This is a genomic window from Streptosporangium sp. NBC_01755 (genome assembly GCF_035917995.1).
Lineage (GTDB): Bacteria > Actinomycetota > Actinomycetes > Streptosporangiales > Streptosporangiaceae > Streptosporangium.
Window position 1 is genome coordinate 1,209,354 of the sequence record NZ_CP109131.1, and the last position, 21,994, is coordinate 1,231,347.

Annotated in this window: 14 protein-coding genes; 6 read left to right on the forward strand and 8 right to left on the reverse strand. The window is 66.7% G+C overall.

Features of this window, described 5'->3' with window-relative positions; genetic code table 11:
* Positions 1-4 precede the first annotated feature (4 nt).
* Positions 5-1,357 (forward strand): helix-turn-helix transcriptional regulator, encoded by a 1,353-nt coding sequence (locus OG884_RS05100; RefSeq protein ID WP_326642632.1) that lies wholly within the window; start codon positions 5-7, stop codon positions 1,355-1,357.
* A 19-nt stretch (positions 1,358-1,376) separates the two neighbouring features.
* Here OG884_RS05100 and OG884_RS05105 read toward each other — a convergent pair whose 3' ends face one another.
* Positions 1,377-1,511, reverse strand: a complete 135-nt coding sequence (locus OG884_RS05105) for a hypothetical protein (RefSeq protein ID WP_326642634.1) — start codon at positions 1,509-1,511, stop codon at positions 1,377-1,379.
* Between the two features lie 96 nt (positions 1,512-1,607).
* Between OG884_RS05105 and tnpC (OG884_RS05110) the strand changes: the two genes are divergently transcribed.
* Positions 1,608-3,101, forward strand: coding sequence for an IS66 family transposase (tnpC, locus tag OG884_RS05110; protein WP_326642636.1), 1,494 nt, complete (start codon positions 1,608-1,610; stop codon positions 3,099-3,101).
* Between the two features lie 316 nt (positions 3,102-3,417).
* Here tnpC (OG884_RS05110) and tnpC (OG884_RS05115) read toward each other — a convergent pair whose 3' ends face one another.
* The 3 genes from tnpC (OG884_RS05115) to OG884_RS05125 form a co-directional block, all read right to left on the reverse strand.
* Complete coding sequence (gene tnpC, locus OG884_RS05115) at positions 3,418-4,905, reverse strand: IS66 family transposase (protein ID WP_326642639.1); 1,488 nt, start codon at positions 4,903-4,905, stop codon at positions 3,418-3,420.
* 96 nt (positions 4,906-5,001) lie between these two features.
* On the reverse strand, positions 5,002-5,478 hold the full coding sequence (locus tag OG884_RS05120; RefSeq protein WP_326642640.1) for a hypothetical protein: 477 nt from the start codon (positions 5,476-5,478) through the stop codon (positions 5,002-5,004).
* A 35-nt stretch (positions 5,479-5,513) separates the two neighbouring features.
* Positions 5,514-13,535 carry a polymorphic toxin-type HINT domain-containing protein gene (locus tag OG884_RS05125; RefSeq protein WP_326642642.1) on the reverse strand — a complete coding sequence of 2,674 codons (8,022 nt, stop codon included), beginning with the start codon at positions 13,533-13,535 and terminating at the stop codon, positions 5,514-5,516.
* A gap of 644 nt (positions 13,536-14,179) precedes the next feature.
* On the opposite strand from OG884_RS05125, the gene OG884_RS05130 reads away from it, so the two are divergent.
* Positions 14,180-14,476 carry a hypothetical protein gene (locus tag OG884_RS05130; RefSeq protein ID WP_326647129.1) on the forward strand — a complete coding sequence of 99 codons (297 nt, stop codon included), beginning with the start codon at positions 14,180-14,182 and terminating at the stop codon, positions 14,474-14,476.
* Here the strand turns inward: OG884_RS05130 and OG884_RS05135 are convergent.
* The 3 genes from OG884_RS05135 to OG884_RS05145 all read right to left on the reverse strand — a co-directional run bounded on the left by OG884_RS05135 (position 14,466) and on the right by OG884_RS05145 (position 17,876).
* Positions 14,466-15,416, reverse strand: a complete 951-nt coding sequence (locus OG884_RS05135; RefSeq protein WP_326642644.1) for a carbohydrate ABC transporter permease — start codon at positions 15,414-15,416, stop codon at positions 14,466-14,468. The genes OG884_RS05130 and OG884_RS05135 overlap by 11 nt on opposite strands.
* A gap of 46 nt (positions 15,417-15,462) precedes the next feature.
* Positions 15,463-16,437 (reverse strand): carbohydrate ABC transporter permease, encoded by a 975-nt coding sequence (locus OG884_RS05140; RefSeq protein ID WP_326642646.1) that lies wholly within the window; start codon positions 16,435-16,437, stop codon positions 15,463-15,465.
* A gap of 83 nt (positions 16,438-16,520) precedes the next feature.
* Complete coding sequence (locus OG884_RS05145; protein WP_326642648.1) at positions 16,521-17,876, reverse strand: ABC transporter substrate-binding protein; 1,356 nt, start codon at positions 17,874-17,876, stop codon at positions 16,521-16,523.
* A gap of 193 nt (positions 17,877-18,069) precedes the next feature.
* Between OG884_RS05145 and OG884_RS05150 the strand changes: the two genes are divergently transcribed.
* Together OG884_RS05150 and OG884_RS05155 are read left to right on the forward strand one after the other, a co-directional pair.
* The gene (locus OG884_RS05150; protein ID WP_326642650.1) at positions 18,070-19,449 is read left to right on the forward strand and encodes a GH1 family beta-glucosidase; all 1,380 of its coding nucleotides are present in this window, start codon (positions 18,070-18,072) and stop codon (positions 19,447-19,449) included.
* Positions 19,446-20,444: a LacI family DNA-binding transcriptional regulator gene (locus tag OG884_RS05155; protein WP_326642652.1), complete on the forward strand. Its 999-nt coding sequence runs from the start codon at positions 19,446-19,448 to the stop codon at positions 20,442-20,444. Before OG884_RS05150 ends, OG884_RS05155 begins: the two co-directional genes overlap by 4 nt.
* On the opposite strand, the gene OG884_RS05160 is transcribed toward OG884_RS05155, so the two are convergent.
* Positions 20,428-21,297 (reverse strand): LacI family DNA-binding transcriptional regulator, encoded by an 870-nt coding sequence (locus OG884_RS05160; RefSeq protein ID WP_326642654.1) that lies wholly within the window; start codon positions 21,295-21,297, stop codon positions 20,428-20,430. The genes OG884_RS05155 and OG884_RS05160 overlap by 17 nt on opposite strands.
* Positions 21,298-21,513: 216 nt before the next feature.
* Between OG884_RS05160 and OG884_RS05165 the strand changes: the two genes are divergently transcribed.
* The gene (locus OG884_RS05165; RefSeq protein WP_326642656.1) at positions 21,514-21,888 is read left to right on the forward strand and encodes an FKBP-type peptidyl-prolyl cis-trans isomerase; all 375 of its coding nucleotides are present in this window, start codon (positions 21,514-21,516) and stop codon (positions 21,886-21,888) included.
* Positions 21,889-21,994 lie beyond the last annotated feature (106 nt).

A 21,994-nucleotide genomic window follows, 5' to 3' on the forward strand; every position in this document is an offset into this window, starting at 1 on the left:
GGGCGTGGAGGGTCTGACGATCGAGGAACTGATCAAGCAGTCCCGGCAGGCCAAGGGCCTCACTCAGGCGAGCCTCGCCGACCGGCTCGCCCGAGCGTCCGGGCAGGCCACGATCACTCGCAACGAGGTCTCCCGCTGGGAGCGCGGCAAGCGGCTGCCCTTGGCCTGGCTGCCGTGGTTGAGCATCGTGCTGGACCTCCCGCTGGCCGTACTGGACCAGGCGGTCGTGCTGTCCCGCGCCAAGCGACTGGGCGTCACTCCGCCGAGCATGAACGGCGATCGCCTGACGCTGTTCAGTGACGGCTGGACGCGAGAGAACAACGATGCGATGGCCGCCGGGCTGGTCGCCGAGAGCGAGGCCATGTCGGAGGAGTCCGCGCTTCGCGTCGCCCACGAGTGGCTGATCGTGGAGCCGCCGCAGCTCCATGAGATCCGGGCGGGACGTCGTATCGGTCATTCACTGATCGACAAGATCGAGACCCGGGTCGACCATTTGCGGCACCTCGATGACTACGTGGGCGGCACGGACCTGCACGCGCTCGTCTCCCAGGAGTTGGAGGCCACCGCCACGGTCGCCAGGGAGGCCGCCTACCGTGAGGACGTGGGCCGCCGACTCCTGAAGGCTGTGGGAGAGCTCTGTCAGCTCGCGGGATGGGTGACCTCCGACGCTGGACTGTATGGTCGAGCCCGGACTTACTACGTCAAAGGCATCCAAGCCGCGCATGTCGCCGGGGATGAGCCGACGGCGGCCAATCTGCTGTCCTCGTTGAGTTACCAGATGGCCAACGTGGGAGACCCCAGGAAGGCGGCCGTGCTGGCCCGTACGGCGGTCAAGGGCGCCGAGCGATCAAGCACCCCGCTCACCCGCGCTCTGCTGTTGGAACGAGTGGCCTGGGCACACGCCAAAGCGGGAGATTCGGCGCTCACCGAATGGACACTCGACGAGGTCGACCAGGTGTTCGGGCTGCACCGAGAGGGCGATGAGGACCCGAAGTGGGTCTACTGGCTGGACCGGGGCGAGGTCGATGTGATGGCCGGCCGGTGCTTCACCGAGCTCGGCCGCCCGCTCAAGGCTGAACCGTTGCTCATCCAGGGCATCGACAGCTACGACGCCACGCGTGCGCGGGAGCTTTCGCTCTATCTGAGCTGGCTCGCCGATGCCTACGCCCAGGCCCGCGAGATCGAGCAGGCCACAGCGGCAGCCTCGAAGTCGTTGAACCTGGCGGTCAAGGTCAACTCAGCCCGCGTCACCGACCGCATAGAGCTCATCCGGTCCCGGCTCCGGCCTTTCGCGGACACCGCGGCGGTCCGAAGATTCGAGGACCTCTGCCAGTCGGCGGTACTGAGCCGATCATAATTTTTTGGGACTATTCGCGTTACGGGCCGATGTAGGCCAAGTGCTGGTCGGCGAAGAAGGACCGGACGATGTCGGGACGTTTCTGCAGCCGGTGCATGCCGCTGTGCATGGTCGCGGCCAACTCGTGTTCATCGGCGACCGCCTCACGAGCCACCCGAGCCTTGAGGTTCTGGTGTGACTGTTCAGGTGCCCTTTCCTCGTGAGGTTGGGCGTGGCATGGGCATGATCGGACTCATGGGATGATCTTCGGGTGATTCCGGCTGAGGGCGAGCGTCCGTCATACGGCGAGCTTGCCGCTTTGGTCGTGGCGCTGACCGCCCGGCTGGATGTGCTGGAAGCGCGGGTCGTCGAGTTGGAGGCGGAAAACGCCCAGCTCAAAGCGGAGAACGCGGAGTTGCGGGCTGAGAATGCCGAGCTGCGGCGGCAGGTAGGGCGAAACTCGCGTAATTCCTCGCAACCTCCGTCGGCCGATGGCCTGGCCAAGCCACCGCCCAAGTCGATGCGGGGTAGGAGCGGACGTCGCCCCGGTAAGCAGCCCGGCACGTCGGGGACGGCGTTGATGCAGGTGGACTGCCCGACATGGACGGTGCCGCACCTTCCATCTGCGTGTGGCGGGTGTGGCGGGGACCTGACCGATGCAACCCCGGCGGGCGTTGCGGTGATTCGGCAGGTTTTCGACATCCCCGAGGTCAAGGCCGAGGTCACCGCGCATGAGTTGCACGCCCTGGCCTGTGGCGGTTGCGGGACGGTGACCCGTGCTGCGGCTCCGGCGTTCGCCACGGCCCCGGCGGTGTACGGGCCACGGGTGAGCGCGCTGGCCGCCTACCTGTCCGCCCAGCACCACATCCCGGTTGGGCGGGTCGCCGAAGTCCTCGCCGATCTGGCCGGGATCGAGGTGTCGACCGGGTGGATCAGCGACACGGTCACGAAGGTGGCCCAGGTCCTGGCGCCGGTCAACGCACGGATCCGTGACGCGATCGCCGCTGCGAGCGTCGCGCACTTCGATGAGAGCGTCACCCGCGTGAGCGGCAGGAACCACTGGCTGCACGTGGCCGCCACACCTGCGCTGACCGCCTACCACATCGACGCCCACGGGCGCGGCACCGAGTCGATCACCGCGTTCGGGATCCTTCCCCGCTTCACCGGCGTGGCCGTCCACGACGCCTACCGCTCCTACCAGGCATTCGAGGGCTGCACGCACGCCTTGTGCAATGCGCACATCGTCCGGGAGGCCGCCGGGATCGGCGAGTACGACCTTCGCGCGCGGGCCGATGGCTGGGCTGAGGCGCTGGTGCTGTTACTCGGTGACGGATACCGGTGGGTGGCCGCCTGGCGAGACAAAGGGCATGACCGCCTGCCGGACTTCAAGCTGAAGGACCTGTCCCAGCGCTTCGACGACCTGGTGGAACGAGCGTTGACCGCGCATTCCCCACGCGGAACGGGCAAGCAGAGCCCTGCACGTAACCTGGCGCTACGCCTGCGAACCCGAAAGAGTGAGGTGCTGCGGTTCGCCACCGACTTCACTGTGGCGTACTCCAACAACGTCGCGGAGCAGGCCATCCGTATGATCAAGACGAAGACCAAGGTCAGCGGTGGTTTTCGCACGCTCAAGGGCGCCCAGACTTTCCTGGCCTATCCGCGGCTACATCTCCACCGTCCGAAAGAACGGTCTCCGCGCCGCTCACGCGCTGCACGACGCGCTGCTCGGCAATCCCTGGATGCCCGCACTCACGCGATGACCTGAATAGTCACCGCATCTTCGCAAGATCCTTAGACCCTCACGATGCCCTGAATGGTTCGGTATCTCCCCATTCCCAGAAAGCTTCTCCTCGTTCGACATAGCCGCTTACAAGGCCAATCAGGTCATCGAAATTAATATCTGGGGGAACGTCTATGGCTATATGTCGATCTCCATTCCACTCAAACAGAAGGTCAGCCTCGCCGGCCTTCATATTAATTGAATTTATAACGATAGAGAGGCGCTCAGCTCCAAGCGACGGGATTAGTAGAACGCGAAGGACTTTTCGCCCCGACGGGCGCACTAGTGGTGACTATTCAGGTCATCGCGTGAGTGCGGGCATCCAGGGATTGCCGAGCAGCGCGTCGTGCAGCGCGTGAGCGGCGCGGAGACCGTTCTTTCGGACGGTGGAGATGTAGCCGCGGATGGCCAGGAAAGTCTGGGCGCCCTTGAGCGTGCGAAAACCACCGCTGACCTTGGTCTTCGTCTTGATCATACGGATGGCCTGCTCCGCGACGTTGTTGGAGTACGCCACAGTGAAGTCGGTGGCGAACCGCAGCACCTCACTCTTTCGGGTTCGCAGGCGTAGCGCCAGGTTACGTGCAGGGCTCTGCTTGCCCGTTCCGCGTGGGGAATGCGCGGTCAACGCTCGTTCCACCAGGTCGTCGAAGCGCTGGGACAGGTCCTTCAGCTTGAAGTCCGGCAGGCGGTCATGCCCTTTGTCTCGCCAGGCGGCCACCCACCGGTATCCGTCACCGAGTAACAGCACCAGCGCCTCAGCCCAGCCATCGGCCCGCGCGCGAAGGTCGTACTCGCCGATCCCGGCGGCCTCCCGGACGATGTGCGCATTGCACAAGGCGTGCGTGCAGCCCTCGAATGCCTGGTAGGAGCGGTAGGCGTCGTGGACGGCCACGCCGGTGAAGCGGGGAAGGATCCCGAACGCGGTGATCGACTCGGTGCCGCGCCCGTGGGCGTCGATGTGGTAGGCGGTCAGCGCAGGTGTGGCGGCCACGTGCAGCCAGTGGTTCCTGCCGCTCACGCGGGTGACGCTCTCATCGAAGTGCGCGACGCTCGCAGCGGCGATCGCGTCACGGATCCGTGCGTTGACCGGCGCCAGGACCTGGGCCACCTTCGTGACCGTGTCGCTGATCCACCCGGTCGACACCTCGATCCCGGCCAGATCGGCGAGGACTTCGGCGACCCGCCCAACCGGGATGTGGTGCTGGGCGGACAGGTAGGCGGCCAGCGCGCTCACCCGTGGCCCGTATACCGCCGGGGCCGTGGCGAACGCCGGAGCCGCAGCACGGGTCACCGTCCCGCAACCGCCACAGGCCAGGGCGTGCAACTCATGCGCGGTGACCTCGGCCTTGACCTCGGGGATGTCGAAAACCTGCCGAATCACCGCAACGCCCGCCGGGGTTGCATCGGTCAGGTCCCCGCCACACCCGCCACACGCAGATGGAAGGTGCGGCACCGTCCATGTCGGGCAGTCCACCTGCATCAACGCCGTCCCCGACGTGCCGGGCTGCTTACCGGGGCGACGTCCGCTCCTACCCCGCATCGACTTGGGCGGTGGCTTGGCCAGGCCATCGGCCGACGGAGGTTGCGAGGAATTACGCGAGTTTCGCCCTACCTGCCGCCGCAGCTCGGCATTCTCAGCCCGCAACTCCGCGTTCTCCGCTTTGAGCTGGGCGTTTTCCGCCTCCAACTCGACGACCCGCGCTTCCAGCACATCCAGCCGGGCGGTCAGCGTCACGACCAAAGCGGCAAGCTCGCCGTATGACGGACGCTCGCCCTCAGCCGGAATCACCCGAAGATCATCCCATGAGTCCGATCATGCCCATGCCACGCCCAACCTCACGAGGAAAGGGCACCTGAACAGTCACGTTCCCTAGTCAGTCGTAGGCTAATTGGAATAATAACCATCTGGAGCAATAAATATTGACTGAAAATAGCGAGCAAGGCCGTCGTTGTCGCAGTCGTCACCGCTCTCACGGTCCAGGCCGATCGACGCTTCAGGTAGTACCGGGTGATACTTATCTTCAAAGTCGAGCCGATGCCCTATCTCGGCAAGCTGGACCAGGGCACTGTCGGCAGGAGTAGCGAAGATCGGAATACCATACAGATTCAGGTCGATCAAATTGGTGTCATTCGGTCGCCAAACCTCAAGGGTAAACAGGAACCCGCCGGACCCGAAGCTGGCGTATACGGAGAATGAGTCATCGAGGCCTTCCGTGCGAAGCTTGAGTGCACCCCCGGGGGCCGTGGAGTCCACTACATTCCCGAGAGTGGCCAACCCAGCCCTAACCTGTGGTTCGTCCATGCCGAACCGCAGACTGTCCAGTCCCGAGCCGACGTGGACTTCGAGCATCCGTTCAGCCATCGCTGCGCGCCTCCGATCGTCGGCTCATAATCTCACTACGGACACGAGGCACCCCCGGCGAACCGTGCGCGATGCGCGTTGATCTCAGAGTCGTACTTCCCCGGGAAACGTTGCTGGATATCGCGATACTCCATTTCCATCGCGTCGGAATGTTTTCCGGCGCCGATGAGTTCTTTTTGCCACTGTAGCCATGCCTGCGATTCCCGTGAGGAGCCCGTGGAGTACAAAGCCCGATGGTCGGGCTTGTCCATCCGGATCGCCGGGCCTTTGCCGTAGCTACTGCCAGCCGGTCTCGTCGAGTGCGGCGGGATATGGTGTCGCTCCTTACCTGGACCTGATGGAGCCATCTCACTATAGGTACCAACGTCCGGGATGGTGTTGTGAACAAGGAGAGCCTGGTCGCCTGCAAGGACATGGTAGGTGTGGATGTCGTCGACTGTCAGGTTGTGGACGCGTTGGGTGGTGGTCCACTTTTTGATTGCGGTGATCTGGACGTGGGTGCCGGCTGAGGTCTGCAGCCACATGCCGGGCTGGAGTTCGTCGGCGTCGGTCCACTCGCGCTGGGAGGGGACCCAGAAGGGGTGCTCGTCTGTCGCGGTGATCGGGGCGGTGGCGTCACCTCTGTCGCCGTCGATGTCTACGGTGATCTTGACGAGGTTCTTGGTGCCTTCTCCTGGGATCAGGACGGTGACGGCTCTGGCTTCGGTGCGGCCGGTTTCGGGGTCGGTGGCGAGCACGTACTCGCCGACCTTCACGTCTTCGATCGGCTTTTGGGTTCCGTCGGCCATCAGGACGAGAGTTCCTGCTATGAAACTGTTGCGCTTGCAGGCTTTAGCGGCGCCCTGCGCTCCCTTGGCGAACTTGCTGCCCAGCTTGGCTGCCGTCGTGGCGATTTTCCCGCCGGGGATGAATCCGATCACCCCCATCGCGCAGCTGCCCAAGGATGGGTTGGCTGCGCAGTTGAGTGCGTCTCCGATAAAGAAGTCGCACAGGAAACTTCCTGAGCATCCATCCGCGAGGTTTTGCAGGGTGGATGGAGGCTCCTGGGGATAGGTCAGGGTTGTGGGAGAATCAGATGGCGTGTAACCGACCGGCTTTACGGAGCTCGGTTCGCCGCAGTTTCCAGGATTCCACTGCTCGCAAGGAATCCCTCCGCCTCCGCCTCCGCCTCCGCCTCCGCCGATGATATCGATTCCACCTGTACAGCCGCCGAAGTTCTTCGGGCGTTCCCGACCGTAATTACAGTGGAGCTCGTCAGGAGTAGGTGGATTCCGATCTTTGCTTGCGTTATTCGGGTCGTTTATGAAGTCCTTGCTATTTGGGTCGAAATCAGGTTTATATGGTGGCTCTACCGGCTTCGGCTTCGGCCGCGTAGGCGCAGGATTACTGCCACAGCTGCGGCAGGGATTGCCGCCTGTCGGAGCGCTTTGAGTGCCACCTTTTATGCTGTTGCCGCCAGTTTGCTTAGGCGGGCACCCCGGAAAACTTGGAGTTTGGCAGCCAGAACTTGCGGTTGGAGTAGCGGGACCTGGAGCACCGGGACAATGCGGGCGCGGGTCCATTGGTCCATTGCAAGGGCCTGTCGCAACAGCGGGTTGCAGACGACCCACCCATTCGGTTTCGGTAATTAACTTACAATTAAGACCCCAGAGGGGGCCGAATATCCGTCCTATCGCCCAACAGGGCGCATGTCCACTGGGATCAACGTTGACCAATGGATTGCCGTTGCCGTAGCCGTAGCGGTTGGCCTGGATTGACGGGTTGGGATTGAGGGTCCAGTCGTCGCGGGAGGCGAAGGTGCCGGTGCCGGGCTGGTACCAGCGGGCGTGCATGTTGACCTTGCCGGTGTCCGGGTCGGTGTACTCACCTTGATAGCCCAGCGTGCGCTGGGTGCCGGAGCGGTGGGTGACCTCGCCGAACGGGTCGTAGGCGACCGAGTCGACCAGTGCGGTGCCGGAGAAGGTGCCTACCACGTCGCCGTGTAGGTCGGTCATGGTCCCGAGGGCCGGCCCGGCGCCTTCTTGCAGGCTGAGCAGGCCGCCGAAGGGGTCGCGGCCGTACTTGGCCAGGGTGGTGTTGGCGCTGTCGGCGACGGCGACGATGTCGTTTTCCAGGCCCGAGTAGGTGAAGCGCTGCTGCTCTGTCCCCTTGGTGCGCGACGTCATCCGGCCCAGCGCGTCGTAGCCGTAGGAGGCGTCACCGTCGGAGATCAGACGGTCGAAGGCGTCGAAGGTGAGGTTGCGGGTGACGCCGGCCTTGGTCTCCGACGCCACGGTGCCACGGGGGGTGTAGGTGTAGTCGGTGCCGGCGCCGGAGGTAAGCCGGTTGCGCTCGTCGTAGACGAAGGTCTCGTCCCCGGCCTTGGTGCGGTTACCGGAGTCGTCCCATTCGTAGGCGGTGGTGGCGCCGCCGGGGGCGGTCCAGGAGGTGAGGCGTCCGGCGTGGTCGTAGCCGTAGGTGTTGGTGCCCGCGCCGGCGGTGCCGGTGGTGGTCTTGGTGGTGAGGTTGTCGTCCTTGTCCCACCCGTAGACGATCTTCGACAGTTCGGTGCCGGAGCTGTTCTTCAACGTCTGGGAGGTGGGCCGGTCGACGGCGTCGTAGGCGTAGGTCTGGGTGTTGACCGGGTTCGCAGAGGTCTTGGTGGTGAGCCGGCCGGCGTCGTCGTAGCCGTAGGTCCAGGTGCGTCCGGTCACCGGGTCGCCGGCGGTCTTCAGCTGGCCGGCGTTGTCCCAGGTGTAGTTCGCGGTGCCGGTGGCGTCGATGCGCTGGGTGGGGTTGCCCAGGGCGTCGTAGGTGTAGGCGGCGATTTGGTTGGTCGCCTTGGATGCCTTGGTCAGGAGGCTGCGGTCGTTGTACTCCAGGGTGTAGTCACCGATCGCGGTGATGCGGCCCGCGGCGTCGTAGGTGAAATTCCGCGTCGGGGTGGCCACCGAGGCGCCGCTGCCGCTCTCTTCGATCACCTGGCCCAGGGGGTCGAAGGTGCGGTCGATGCGTACCCCGCCGGGCTGCAGGGTGGCCACGGCGTTGCCGGAGGCGTCGTAGAGGCTGGTCCAGGTCCGGTCGGCGGCATTGGGGTGGGCGGCGGTGGATGGTTCGATGACCGATTCGACCAGGCCGAGGGTGTTGTAGCCGGTCCAGGTCGCGTTGCCGCGGCCGTCGGTGATGCGGGTGCGCGCTCCGGTGGCGTCGTAGCCGAACGTCGAGGTGATCGACGTGCTGGCGGAGACCGGCTCGATCAGCGAGGTCATCCGGCCCAGCGCGTCGAACTCCTTGCGGGTGACGTGCCCCTCGCCGGAGGTGCGACTGGTCGGATTGCCCGCCAGGTCGTAGCCGAAGCCGAATGTTCGAACGGCTGCTCCGGTGCTGGTGAGGTCTTTAGCAGCGATCTGGCGTCCGGCGAGATCGTATTCGGCCTCGATGGCGTTACCCAGCGGGTCGGTCACCTTGGCGGTTCGGCCCAGGAAGTCGTATCCGATGGCGGATGTTTTGAGGAGCGGGTCGATGATGGCGGTGACCTGCCCGGCGGCGTTGACCGTGTAGCTGGTGGTCTTGTTACCCGGTGCGACGCTCTTGGTGAGGTTGCCCGCGGTGTCGTAGGTCAACGTGGTGGTGAGCGCGGTGGTGGTGGGCCTGCGCTCGATCTGGGTGTTGGTGATTCTGCGGCCGAGATCATCGTAGGTGGCTTCTCTGCGCGCGCCGGTGGGGTCGATGACCGTGAGCGGTTCGCCCAGCAGGTCGTATTCCGAAACCCATGTACCGCCGGGCCCGGACGGGCCCGGGTCGGTCACCCGGACCTGACGCCCCAGCGCGTCGTATTCGGCTGAGGTGACATGGCCTCGCTGGTCGGTGAAGCTGGTCATCTGGCCGGCGGCGTCGTAGCCGTAGCTGACCTGGGGGGTCAGCGAACCGCCGCCCGGCGGGGTGTAGGACGGCAGGGTGGTTGAGGTCAGGCGCCCGACCCTGTCGAACGCCGAGGTGACGACCCGCCCCTCGGCATCGACGTTCTGGGTCAGGAGCCCGGCGCTGTCGTAGCCGTATCTCACCGTGGGGCGCCCGTTGGTGGCGGATCCGGCCTTGTCGATCTTCACCTGTGGGGACTTCGACTCCACGAGCTGCCCGGCGAGGTCGTAGCGCATTGTGGTGGTGAAGTCCGCAGGCGTGGCGCCAGAAGCGTTGCCCCGCGGGTCGGTCGCCTCGGTGACCAGGCCGCGGTCGTCGTAGGACCAGGTGGAGACCAGGTCGTCGGAGCCGTTCTCCACGGTCTGACGGGTCACCTGGCCCAGGGCGTTGTAGGCGTAGAGAGTGGATTCCACTCGGGTGCTGCCCGCGCCGGTGAGGTCCTCTCTGGTGACGTTGCCGACCGCGTCATAGGTGTAGGCGGTCTTGCGGTTGAGCGTGGTGGGATCGAATGTGGTGGAGGTCAGGCGGCCCGCCGCGTCGTAGACATGGTCCTCGGTGGCCTTGCCGCCGCCGGTCACCTGCTTGGTGAGGTTGCCGGCCGCGTCGTAGGTGTTGGCCTCCAGCACCACGTCCGTTGTGGTGGTGGAACCGTTCAGCCGGACGTCGTCGCCGATCACCTGTGATAGGCGGTTGTCTGTGAAGTAGGTGTAGGAGGTTTTGCGACCCATCGCGTCGGCCTCACCGGCCAGGCGGCCTGCAGGGTCATAGGAGAAGGATTCCAGCACCACATCTTGCGCGGCCTGAGGCGCGACCGGGCTGCCGGTCCAGTTCTTGATCGTTGTGGAGGTCGGTTCACCGCGCTTGGTGTAGGCGTAGGTGTAGACCGTCCCTTTCTCGTCGGTGATGCCGGCTCGGGTTCCGTCGGTGTTCCAGGTGACACTGGCCACGGCACCTTCCGGGCCGGTGACCGTTTCCACCCGGCCGGCGGAGTTGTAGGTGTAACTGATCTTCCGGTCGGGATCACCGCCGGTCATATCCACGGCCGTCTCGGTGAGCTTGTTGCCGTCGGTGTCGTAGGTGTAACGGGTCTGTCTGGTGTGCGTCACATCAGTGATCTCGTTTTTCACTCCGGCACCGGTGTGGGTGAGCACCCGGCCCAGCCCGTCATAGGTGGAGGTCGTGACCACCCCGCCGGGGTGGGTCTGCGAGATCTCCGTGCGCGAGGTCACCCGCCCCAGTGCGTCATGAGCGAACTGGATTTTCAATCCTGATGGGCTGGTCTGCTCGGCCAGGTCCCCTGCGGCGGTGTAGCGGTAGGTCGTCTCGTTATCCTTGGAATCCTTGGCCGACTTGCGCAGGCCCGCCGGGGTGGTGCCGCCGCCGACGGCGGGTTCGGTGCCGTCGGTGTAGGTGAAGGTGGTCGCCCGGCCGTTGGGGAAGTCGGTGGTGGCCGGGGTGGTCTGCTTGAGCGTTTCGCCGTGCTGGTTGTACTCCCACTTGGTGGCGTAGGTGTTGTCGGTGGCGCTGGAGGAGCGCGCGTCCCGCGAGGCGATCGGCCGGTCGTTGCGGGCGTCGAACCGGTCGTTGGTGTTCAGGTAGTACGCATGGCGCTCGGTCTGGCAATTATTCGTGCTCCGGCATTGCTTGACCCCGACAAGGTTGCCGCGTTTGTCGTAGAAGCGCTCTGTCACGTTGTTGTTCGGGTCCGTGACCGTCTTGAGGAAGCCGCCGGTGTCGTACGCGTACTTGGTGACCTTGGCGAGCTGGTCGCTCCGGCTGACCAGGCGGTAGCCACGCCAGGCGTCATAGACGTAGGTCAGCGTCTCGGTGCGCGGGTCGGTGACCGTCACGGTGGACTGGCCGGTCGTCCGGTTGTAGGCCAGGGCGCCGATCTGCCAGGTGCCCCCGTTGGCATCGACGTGCGTTGTGAGCCGTTCGGTTGCCGAGTCGTAGGTGTTGGTCGCCCACACCCGCCCCGACGGCAGCGTGATCTTCGTCAGCTTGTTCGGGGCCTCGACCCGGGCGGCGTAGTGCGCCGCCACCTCGGCCGCGGTCAGCGGCCGGTCATAGGCCGCGATCTCGTCGACGGTCCCGGCCAGCCCGCCGCCGATCCGGGTGAAGCCGCGGTTGTCGGCGGCCACCGGCTGGGTCAGCGTTCCGGCGGGGAGGCCGTCGAGGTAGAGGGTCTGCTTGTCGGCGGCGACGGTGAACACCAGGTGGTGCCACGCACCGTCGTTCACCACGGCGGTCGAGACGATGGGCGAGGCGGTCGGCCGCAGCGAGGCCCGTAGTTTGCCGTCGGTGCCCACCTGCACCACCGGGTCCAGCGTGCTGCTCCACTCTCCCGAGGAGACGAGGCGGCCCGTCCCGGTGGACTTGAACCACAACTCCACCGCTCCCTGCTGATGTAGTCGTGGCATGAGGCCCGAGGGCAGCTCCACATAGCCCGAACTCGTCAGCTCGACCGCGGTGTCGGTACTGCCGGCCGGCGCTCCCGGACGCCCTCGGGTCGCCCCGGAGTAGGAGGCCGAACCGGCGCCCCAGCCCAGATCGGCCGCATTGCCGGAGGCCTCACCCAGCCGCCAGTAACCGAACGGGTCGGCGTCCTGGACCGAGCTGCGATACAGCGATCCGGCGCCGTACTCGAAGCTGGTGCAGGCGGTCGTCGGCGCGCAGACCTCGGTCAGGCGGTCACCGGTGTAGGAGTAGGTCCAGGTCAACGGCGCCCCGTTCACCGGGGCGGTGGACACGGTGGTGACGTGCGCGCCGGTCCAGGTGAACGACAGGGACCTGCCGCCGGTCGCGGTGACCTCGCTCAGTTTGCCGTCGGTGCCGTAGGTCAGCTCCTGGCCGCGGCCCTGGCTGTCGGTCGCCCGCAGCAGCCGGCCCTGGGTGTCGAAGAGGTAGGAGGTGGACGACTTGTCCATCAGCCGCCAGCCGCCCCCGGTGACCGTCGCCAGGGTGGCGTAGGTGCCCGGCGGCGGCTGGAAGGTCCCGTCCCCCTTGTCGGCGAAACGCACTGTGCGCCCGTCGGGGTAGGTCACCAGAAGCGCCTCGAAGCCGCGGATCGTCTCCGGCACGATCCGCATGTCGAAACGGGTCGACCAGCCCGCCCCGAACGCGCCGTCACGGCGCGGGTCCATGCTGTTGTAGGAGCGCACCACCGACAGGGGCAACCCCGCGGTGTTGACCACCGCGTCGGTGAAGGTCGTCGTGTAGTTACCGGTGGACTGGTGGAACTCCTGGCCGTTGACACCCCGGGCCGACAGGTTCGAGGTGATCGTGGGCTGGCGCACTCCCATGGTGAAGGAACGCGTCGAGGAGTATCTGCCCTGACCGCCGATGGTGGAGGCGTCGGTGACGTACACCCGCCACCAATACTCCTTGCCCCACGACAGCAGTCCTTCGGGCAACGGCCACTGGCCGGACAGTCCGCAGCAGACATTGTCGTAGTCGTCGGAGTTCACGCAGTTGCCCGACATCGACGGACTGTCACAGACCTGGAAGTCGAAGCCGGCCACGCCGCCGGCCCACGAGGTCACCGTCGCCGACAGCGTCGGCTGCAATGTCATGACCAGTGCCTCGTCGGCGGGGGTCATGGAGGTGACCGTCGGAGCGGGGGGCAGCGGACACGCTCCCCGGTCCGCCCATACCCATGAGAAGCCATTCTCCGGCGGCGTCGTATTGGCCCATCCCGCGATGGCCTGAAGCGCCTCCCAGATCCGGCCGGCCGAGGCAAGCCGATCCCCCTGCGCGACCGCGTAGTTGGACCGCCATGGTGAGACGCTTCCGCACGGAGGGTCTGCGAGCGCCTGCATCGACAACGTGGCCTGTTTCCGCTGTTTTTGCTGTTTCTTCGACAGGGAGGGAGCTGTCGTGGTGGAAGGCGCCGCTTCCTTGACGAACCGGCCTTCGAGGGGCAGCGCCTTCTTCGGTGCGGCGACTTCCTTCGAAGGGGATTTCACCTGCACCGTTGTCGCCGTGCGGTCCGTTCCCACGAGGGAGGGCAGACCGGCTGCCGTTCCGGACAGTTGAACCGGTGCCGGCTCGCCCCGCACGGCAAGGGACGCGATGGCCGGATTCAAGTCGGCGACCGCCGGTTCCGCGTGCAGGAGCAGAAGGCCGGGGATCAGCGTCACCAAGGTGATGAGACTCACGCCGGTTGAAGATCGAGACGAACGGCCCCATGACAACAAGCGGCGCATACGCCGTCATCCTCCGAACACGTCAGCGCGAGAACGAGCGTCCCCGCGTTACCCCAGTCCGTCATGGGAACCGGACGAGGCCGGAGCTGACGGTTCAGAGTGCGTCAGGTGCAAGCAAACGACCAAAAAGTACATATAGATCACTTAAGTCCGCAAGATCTCCATAAGGAACAAATAAAGGGCGCGACGGTCAGGTTTGGGGAGATGAGATATCGAACACGTGAGTGAGATGTGACGCATAGTCGTGGAGTGGCGAGATGAAAACGACGACGCGGAGGGAAGGTGTGATCACCTTCGGTCGTCTCGCGTGGCTCGCCTGGGAGCGGTTTCCTTAAGAGTCCAGCTCACGCCTGGTAAGAGGCGGCGGCATCCATGAGAAACCATGACGAAAGACATATTTTCGGGCATCCGCTGGTGACGAGGGCATCGCATCAAGAGCGACGGGCGTGACGGGAAGATTGTGGCCGGATACGGTCAAGATCGACTCCGCCCGGTGTCGTCACGGTCCTGCCCGGCAAGAAGCTGACCAGCCCTCCGCGACCACGGCCTTGCCGGGCGGCGGCGGAGCATCCGCCCGGCTCCGGGATGATTGCCGCATGAACGAGTTCGTCGAGTCCATGGCCCAGGTGGTGACCGGGGTGACGGTCGTCACGGTGAAGGACGAGCGGGACGATTCGGAGGCCACGTACGAGCCGCCGGGGCTGTCGGTCCGGAAGACGACGGCCTTGACGCCGTCGCGGCGGGCGGCGCGCAGCGCGGCGCAGATGGTGTCGGAGCCCATCGCGCTGCCACCGCCCAGCGGGCTGCGGCCGAGCCGGATCGCGCCGTTGCCCCGGACCGGGGCGCCCGCCGGGGCTCGGAAGCACAACCGGGCACCGCCGATCAGCCCTTGACGCTGCCCGCCAGCAGGCCGCGGACGAAGTAGCGCTGCATCGACAGGAAGACGATCAGCGGGATGACCAGCGAGACGAACGCGCCCGAGGTCAGGCGCTGCCACTCGTTGCCCCTGGTGCCGGCCATCTGCGCCAGCCGTACGGTCATCGGGGCGCTGTCCGGGGTGCCGCCGGCGAAGATCAGGGCGACCAGCAGGTCGTTCCAGACCCAGAGGAACTGGAAGATGGCGAAGGTGGCCAGCGCGGGCCCGACCAGCGGCAGGATGATCGTGCGCAGCACCTTCCCGTGGCTGGCCCCGTCCACCCTGGCCGCCTCCACCAGTTCACCGGGGAGCTCGGACATGAAGTTGTGCAGCAGGAAGACGCCCAGCGGCAGCGCGAAGCAGGTGTGGGCGAACCAGACCTGAACGAAGCGGGCCGGGCCCTCCAGGTCCCAGGCGGGCATCAACTGGACGCCGAAGACGGCCACGCCCTCGGAGAAGAACGACAGCAGCGGCACGAGCGACATCTGCAGCGGCACGATCTGCAGCGCGAAGATACCGATGTAGATCCACTCGCGCCCGCGGAACGGCAGCCAGGCCAGCGCGTACGCGGCGAAGGTGGCCAGCGCCAGCGGGAAGAGCACCGACGGGATCGTGATGACGATCGAGTTGATCAGGAAGCTCATCATCTGGCCGGATGACGAGGAGGTGCCGAACAGGACCTCCTGGTAGTTCTCCAGCGTGATCTGCGGGTCGGAGAAGAACATCCACCAGCCGGTGGTCTTGATCTGGTCCTCCGGGCGCAGCGAGGAGAGCAGCAGGCCGAAGGTCGGAGTGGTCCACAGGACGGCGATGACGATCGCGACGGCGCTGGCGACCCGGCCGCTCAGCCGCCGCCGTACGCGTTGCGGCGCGTTCTCCCCCCGGCTCCGCACCGCGCTCTGGGTCAACGTGGCCACGTGGCCTCCTTCGTCCGGGGCGTGCTCGCGCAGCCTGCTCGCCCGGTCACCTCAGGGCCTCCCTGCGCTGGCGGATCTGGTAGATCACGATCGGGGTGACCAGTACGAACAGGAAGACCGCGAGTGCCGCGCCCTTGCCCGTCTCGCCGTACCGGAAGGCCTGGTTGTACATCTCGTTGGCGATGACGCTGGTGTCGAACTGACCGCCGGTCATGGTGCGGACGATGTCGAACAGCTTGAGCGTGCCGATCGACTGGGTGACCATCACGACGACGATGGCCGAGCGGATGGAGGGAAGCGTCACCCTGAAGAACATCTGTATCGGGTTCGCGCCGTCCAGCTTGGCGGCCTCGACGATCTCGGCGGGGATGCCCTTGATGGCCGCCGAGAGCACCACCGTGGCGAAGCCCGCCTGGATCCAGACCATGACCACGATCAGGAAGAGCGTGTTGATCGGGGGCTCCTGGAGCCACTGCTGCGGCTCGCCGCCGACGGCGACCACGAGCTGGTTGAGCAGGCCGATCTGGTCCTGCTCCTCGGAGCGGTAGGCGTAGACGAAGCGCCAGATGATGCCCGCGCCGACGAAGGAGATCGCCATCGGCAGGAAGACCAGCGACTTGGCGAGCGACTCGAAGCGGGTGCGGTCCACCAGGACGGCGTAGATCAGCCCGACCGAGGTCACCAGCAGCGGGACGAGCAGCACCCAGATGAGGGTGTTGCGCAGCACGGTCACCGCTTCCGGCTGGGTGAACATCCAGCCGTAGTTGTCCATGCCCACCCACTGCTTGCCGTCACCGCTCATGAACGACAGCAGGGTGGTCCTCACGGCCGGTATGACCAGGCCGATGGTGAGAAGCAGGAGTGCGGGCAGCAGCAGGATGGTGGCGTGGGTCCAGGCGCGCCGTCGCATCGGGGCGCGGTCGACCAGCACCAGTATCACCGCGACCACCACGAGGAACGCGGCGACGCCGATCAGCAGTTGGACGAGTTTGGGCAGTTCTGCGGCGAAGTCGAAATCCATCGGAGGATCTCCCGGGAGGATCGGGCCGGGGGGGGAACGACGGTCCGGTCCCGCGTCACGCGGGACCGGACCCGTCAGTCAGGTCAGGACTTGGGCCAGGAGGCCTCGATGTAGTCGAGGACCGTCTTGGTGTCCTTGCCGTTGATCCAGTCGGTCATGCCCTTCCAGAACGTGCCCGCGCCCACCGCGGCCGGCATCAGGTCCGAGCCGTCGAAGCGGAAGATCGTGCTCGGGTCCTGCAGCATCTCCATGGAGAGCTTGTCGATCGGGTTCTGGGCGTTGGCCGAGTCGACGCCCTTGCGGGCGGTGACGTAGGTGCCCAGCTTCATCCGGGCGGCGGGGAACTCCGCGGAGGCGAGGTATGCCTGGACGGTCTGGACCTCGGGGCGGTCGGTGAAGGCCGCCACGAACTCGCCCGCGCCGAGCACCGGCTTCTTGGCCGGGTCGTTGCCCGGCAGGTAGAAGGCGAACACGTCGCCGTCCTCGGCGACCTTGGTGCCCTCGGGCCAGAAGTTCGCGTAGAAGGACGCCTGGCGGTGCAGGGCGCACTTGCCCTCGGTGATCGGGACGCCGCCCTCCTGGAAGGCGGTGCTGGCGATCGACTTGACCGGGCCGTAGCCGCCGTTGACGAACTTGTCGTTCTTGAGGATCGCGCCGACCTTGTCCACCGCGGCGACGACCTTGGGGTCGTTGAACGGCAGTTTGTGGCTCACCCAGTCGTCGTAGCCCTCGGGGCCGATCTCCCGGAGCAGGATGTCCTCGATCCAGTCGGTGGCCGGCCAGCCGGTCGCGTCACCGGACTCGATGCCCGCGCACCACGGCTTGACGCCGGTGCCGGCGATCGTGGTGCTGAGCGTCATGAGCTCGTCCCAGGTCTTGGGGACGGCCCAGCCCTTCTCGGTGAACATCTTCGGCGAGTACCACACGAAGGACTTCACGCTGGCGCCCAGCGGAGCGCCGTAGAAGGTGCCGTCGACCGTGGCGTACTTGGCCCAGTCCGCCGACCAGCCCTCGCCGGTGAGCTTCTTGACCTCTTCGGAGGCGGGCTTGAGCTTGCCGGCCTTGGCGAAGCGCTCCAGCAGACCCGGCTGGGGGAAGAAGGCGATGTCGGGCGGGTTGCCGCCGTCCGCACGGACCTGGATCTGAGCCTCGAACTCGCCGGTGCCCTCGTATGTGATCTTGATTCCGGTGCACTGGGCGAACGGCTTCCACGCCTGCTCGAAGAGGTCGGCCTCCGCGTCGCGGATCGGCGAGTAGATGCTGACGGTCTTGCCCTCGTGCTTACCGTACTGGCTGAAGGCGGCGCATTCGGGGGACGTGCTGCTGCCGCCGCCCGCCGATGGCTTGGCCTCCGTGGATCCACATGCGGTGGCGACCAGCGCCAGCCCTATGGTGCCTGCCACCAGGATGGCACGATTGGGCCGAGAGAGGAGCGACATGGACCTTCCTCCATACGTACATTGCCGGGGAGTGAGAGAGCGCTCTCTGGAAGAATTGTCCGCACACCATGCAATGTCAAGAACTGTGATATTACGGTTACAGTCTCATTTTTCTTGACACGATCCCTGCGATACCGTGATGCTCGTGAGAGCGCTCTCACGGTACAGTCAAACAGAATGGGACGGTGAGGACATGACCATGTCCGCCGAAAAGTCCTACGACCTTCGGGACTCCGGCGTGCTGAGGTTTCCCGAGGGCTTCGTCTGGGGTGCCGCGACCGCGGCCTACCAGATCGAGGGCGCCGCCCGGGACGACGGCAGGGGGGCCTCGATCTGGGACACCTTCTCCCGGACCCCCGGCAAGGTCCACGCGGGCCACACCGGTGACGTCGCATGCGACCATTACCACCGCTACCCCGAGGACGTCGCCATCATGCGCGACCTCGGCCTCGCGGCCTACCGCTTCTCCATCTCCTGGCCCCGCCTGCAGCCCGACGGCTCGGGCCCGGTGAACCCGCGCGGCCTGGACTTCTACGACCGTCTCGTCGACGAACTCCTCGGCGCGGGCATCACCCCGATCGTGACGCTCTACCACTGGGACCTGCCGCAGACGCTGGAGGATCGCGGTGGCTGGACCAACAGGGAGACCGCCGCGCACTTCGCCGACTACGCCGCGATCACGCACGGCCGGCTGGGTGACCGGGTCGAGACGTGGACCACCCTGAACGAGCCCTGGTGCTCGGCCTTCCTCGGCTACGCCTCGGGCATCCACGCTCCCGGCCTCGCCGAGCCCGCGCTGGGCTTCGCCGCCACCCACCACCTACTGCTCGGCCACGGCCTGGTGGTCCAGGCGCTGCGCGCCTCGGGCGCCACCAAGGTCGGCATCACGCTCAACCTCGCCCCCGTGCTCGGCGACGACGTCGCGGCGACCGAGCTCGTCGACGGCCTGCAGAACCGGATCTTCCTGGACCCGATACTCCGCGGCGAGTATCCCGCCGACGTCGTGGAGCGGGCCCGCCGTTTCACCGACTGGTCCTTCGTCCAGGACGGAGACCTGGAGATCATCAGCCGGCCGATCGACCTGCTGGGCGTGAACTACTACCACCCGCAGACCGTGGCCGCCCGCGTCGGCGAGCCCGCCAACCCCGTCTACCCGGGCAGCGAGGGCATCGCCTTCGGCCTCGCCGACGCGCCGAAGACCGCGATGGGCTGGCCGGTCCAGCCGTTCGGCCTGACCGACCTGCTCCTGCGGCTCTCGCGCGACTATCCGGGCACCCCACTGATCATCACCGAGAACGGCGCCGCCTACGACGACGTCGTCGAGAACGGCGAGGTGCACGACGCCGGCCGCCTCTCGTATCTCGACGGGCACCTGCGCGCGGCGCACGCGGCCATCGAAGGGGGTGCGGACCTGCGCGGCTACCTCGTCTGGTCCCTGCTGGACAATTTCGAGTGGGCCGAAGGGTACCGCAAACGCTTTGGCGTCGTACATGTCGATTACCGGACTCAACGCCGTATCCCCAAGGACAGCGCCCTGTGGTACAGCAAGGTCGTACGCCGGAACGGACTGTGAGGGCCCGTCCGACCCTGGAGAAGGTGGCCGCCCGGGCCGGTGTGTCCCGGGCGACCGCCTCGCGCGTGGTCAACGGCTCCACGCGCGTGGCGCCGCAGATCCGTGAGGCGGTCAACCGCGCCGTGGACGAGCTGGGCTACGTGCCCAACCAGGCGGCACGGAGCCTGGTCACTCAGCGGGCCGACTCGATCGCCCTCGTCTTCCCCGAACCGGCGACCAGGGTCTTCTCCGAGGACCCCACCTTCTCCGGGATCATCCGCGGGGTCAGCATGGAGATCGAGGAGGCCGACAAGCAGCTCGTGCTGATGCTCACCGGCCTGGCGGGCGGCTACCAGCGAGTCGAGCGTTACGCCACCAACGGCCACGTGGACGGCGTGATCATCGCCTCGATGCACGGGACCGACCCGCTGCCCGGCGTCCTCGCCAGGCGCGGCGTGCCGGTGGTGTGCAGCGGCCGGCCCAGCGTGCCCAGCAGTCTGCCGTACGTGGACATGGACAACGCCGGCGGCGCCGAGCGCGCGGTGCGGCACCTGGTGGAGCAGGGGCGCCGCCGGATCGCGACCATCGCGGGACCGCAGGACATGATCGCCGGGATCGATCGGCTCAACGGCTACCGCGCCGTGCTGCGCGACTCCGACCGCCGCTCCATCGTCGCGGTCGGCGACTTCACCCGCGAGTCCGGTGCGGTCGCGATGCGGCAGCTGCTCGCCGACGACCCGGAGATCGACGCGGTGTTCGTGGCCAACGACCTGATGGCCCTGGGCGCGCTACCGGCCCTGCGCCAGGCGGGGCGGCAGGTCCCCGGCGACGTCGCGGTGGTCGGTTTCGACGACATCCCCGCCGCCTCCTACGCCGAGCCCCCGCTGACCACGGTCAGGCAGCCGACCGTCGAGATGGGACGGAGGCTCGCGCGCATGGTGCTCGATCTGGAGGAGAAGGCGCAGGTGACGCTCCCCACCGAGCTGATCGTCAGGGGGTCTACGACGATGCCCTGACGACCAGTTCGGTGGGCATGATCACTGTTTCGGCGGGTCCTCCGCCGAGGAGACCGAGCAGGAGCCGGACCATGGTCGCGGCCTGCTCGGCGTGCGGATTGCGGATGGTCGTGAGCGGTGGATCGGTGTAGCGGGCGGCCTCTATGTCGTCGTAGCCCACGATCGCGACCTCCTCGGGGATCCGCCGCCCCGCCTGGCGGAGCGCGTGCATGGCACCGATCGCCATCAGGTCGTTGGCGGCGAAGACCGCGTCGAGCTCGGGATCGTCGGCGAGCAGCTGCCGCATCGCGACCGCACCGGACTCGCGGGTGAAGTCGCCGACCGCGATGATCGAGCGGCGGTCGGAGTCGCGCAGCACCTCGCGGTAGCCGGCCAGCCGGTCCTGGCCGCCGATCATGTCCAGCGGCCCGGCGATGGTGGCGATGCGCCGCCTGCCCCGCTCAAGCAGGTGCCGCACGGCCAGGGACGCGCCGGCGACGTTGTCGCTGTCCACGTACGGCATCGTGACCGGCACGGCAGGCCTGCCGTAGGAGATGACCGGGACGCGCAGCCGGGTGAGCGCGACCGGAAGCGGGTCGGCGCCATGGCTCGACACGAGCATGACCCCGTCGACGTGCCCGCCGGCGATGTAGTTCTCCACCCGGGCATGGCTCTCCGGCGACCCGGCCAGCAGCAGCACGACCTGCTTGTTGACGGCCTCCAGCTCCAGGCTGGCCGAGCGGATGACCGTGGAGAACATCGGGTCGTCGGAGAACACCCGGTTCGGCGACTCCGAGACGACCAGCGCGACCGAGTTGGTCCGCTGGGTCGCCAGGTTCCTCATTATCCAGTAGCGACCAGACCAGGTAACCACGCGCGTCCACCCCGTCCGCGATCGCGGCGTGCACGGCGCGCAACTCCGGTGGTGAATCCCGTGTGCGTCCCGTCTCCCGGCCGCTCCGCACGGTCCTTTCCGGAGGACGACTCGGAAGCCACCCGGTCCCCGTGGCTCTCGTGGCGGCGCCGGACCCCGTAGAGTCGTCCGGCCGGTCGGAAATCGACCGGCGCGTATCCAACCAAGGAGAACCACGTGGCACTGGAGAAGCCGGAGATCGACTTTCCGGAAGGCACCCCGCCCTCGGAGCTGGAGATCGTCGACATCGTCGTAGGGGACGGCCCGGAGGCCAAGCCGGGGCACCAGGTCACCGTGCACTACGTCGGCGTGGCCTTCTCGACAGGCGAGGAGTTCGACGCGTCGTGGAACCGCGGCGACACCTTCCAGTTTCCGCTGGGCGGGGGCCGGGTCATCGCGGGCTGGGACCAGGGCGTCGCGGGCATGAAGGTCGGCGGCCGTCGCCGCCTCACCATCCCGCCGCACCTCGGCTACGGCAACGCCGGTGCGGGAAGCCGCATCAAGCCGGGCGAGACGCTCATCTTCGTCGTGGACCTGCTCGGCGTGAGCTGACGCCCGGGAGGCGAGACAGCACCGGCGGGCGGGCCGCCCTCACCACCGAATCCCGATGTCCCCGCACGAGCGGACATCGAACATCGGTAACGGGGGCGGTCCGCCC

What these genes read in the sequence shown, in the direction of transcription:
- OG884_RS05120 (WP_326642640.1), bottom strand. Translation starts at nt 5,478, where the DNA reads ATGGCTGAACGGATGCTCGAAGTCCACGTCGGCTCGGGACTGGACAGT.
- OG884_RS05130 (WP_326647129.1), top strand. Translation starts at nt 14,180, where the DNA reads ATGAACGAGTTCGTCGAGTCCATGGCCCAGGTGGTGACCGGGGTGACG.
- OG884_RS05140 (WP_326642646.1), bottom strand. Translation starts at nt 16,437, where the DNA reads ATGGATTTCGACTTCGCCGCAGAACTGCCCAAACTCGTCCAACTGCTG.
- OG884_RS05145 (WP_326642648.1), bottom strand. Translation starts at nt 17,876, where the DNA reads ATGTCGCTCCTCTCTCGGCCCAATCGTGCCATCCTGGTGGCAGGCACC.
- OG884_RS05150 (WP_326642650.1), top strand. Translation starts at nt 18,070, where the DNA reads ATGACCATGTCCGCCGAAAAGTCCTACGACCTTCGGGACTCCGGCGTG.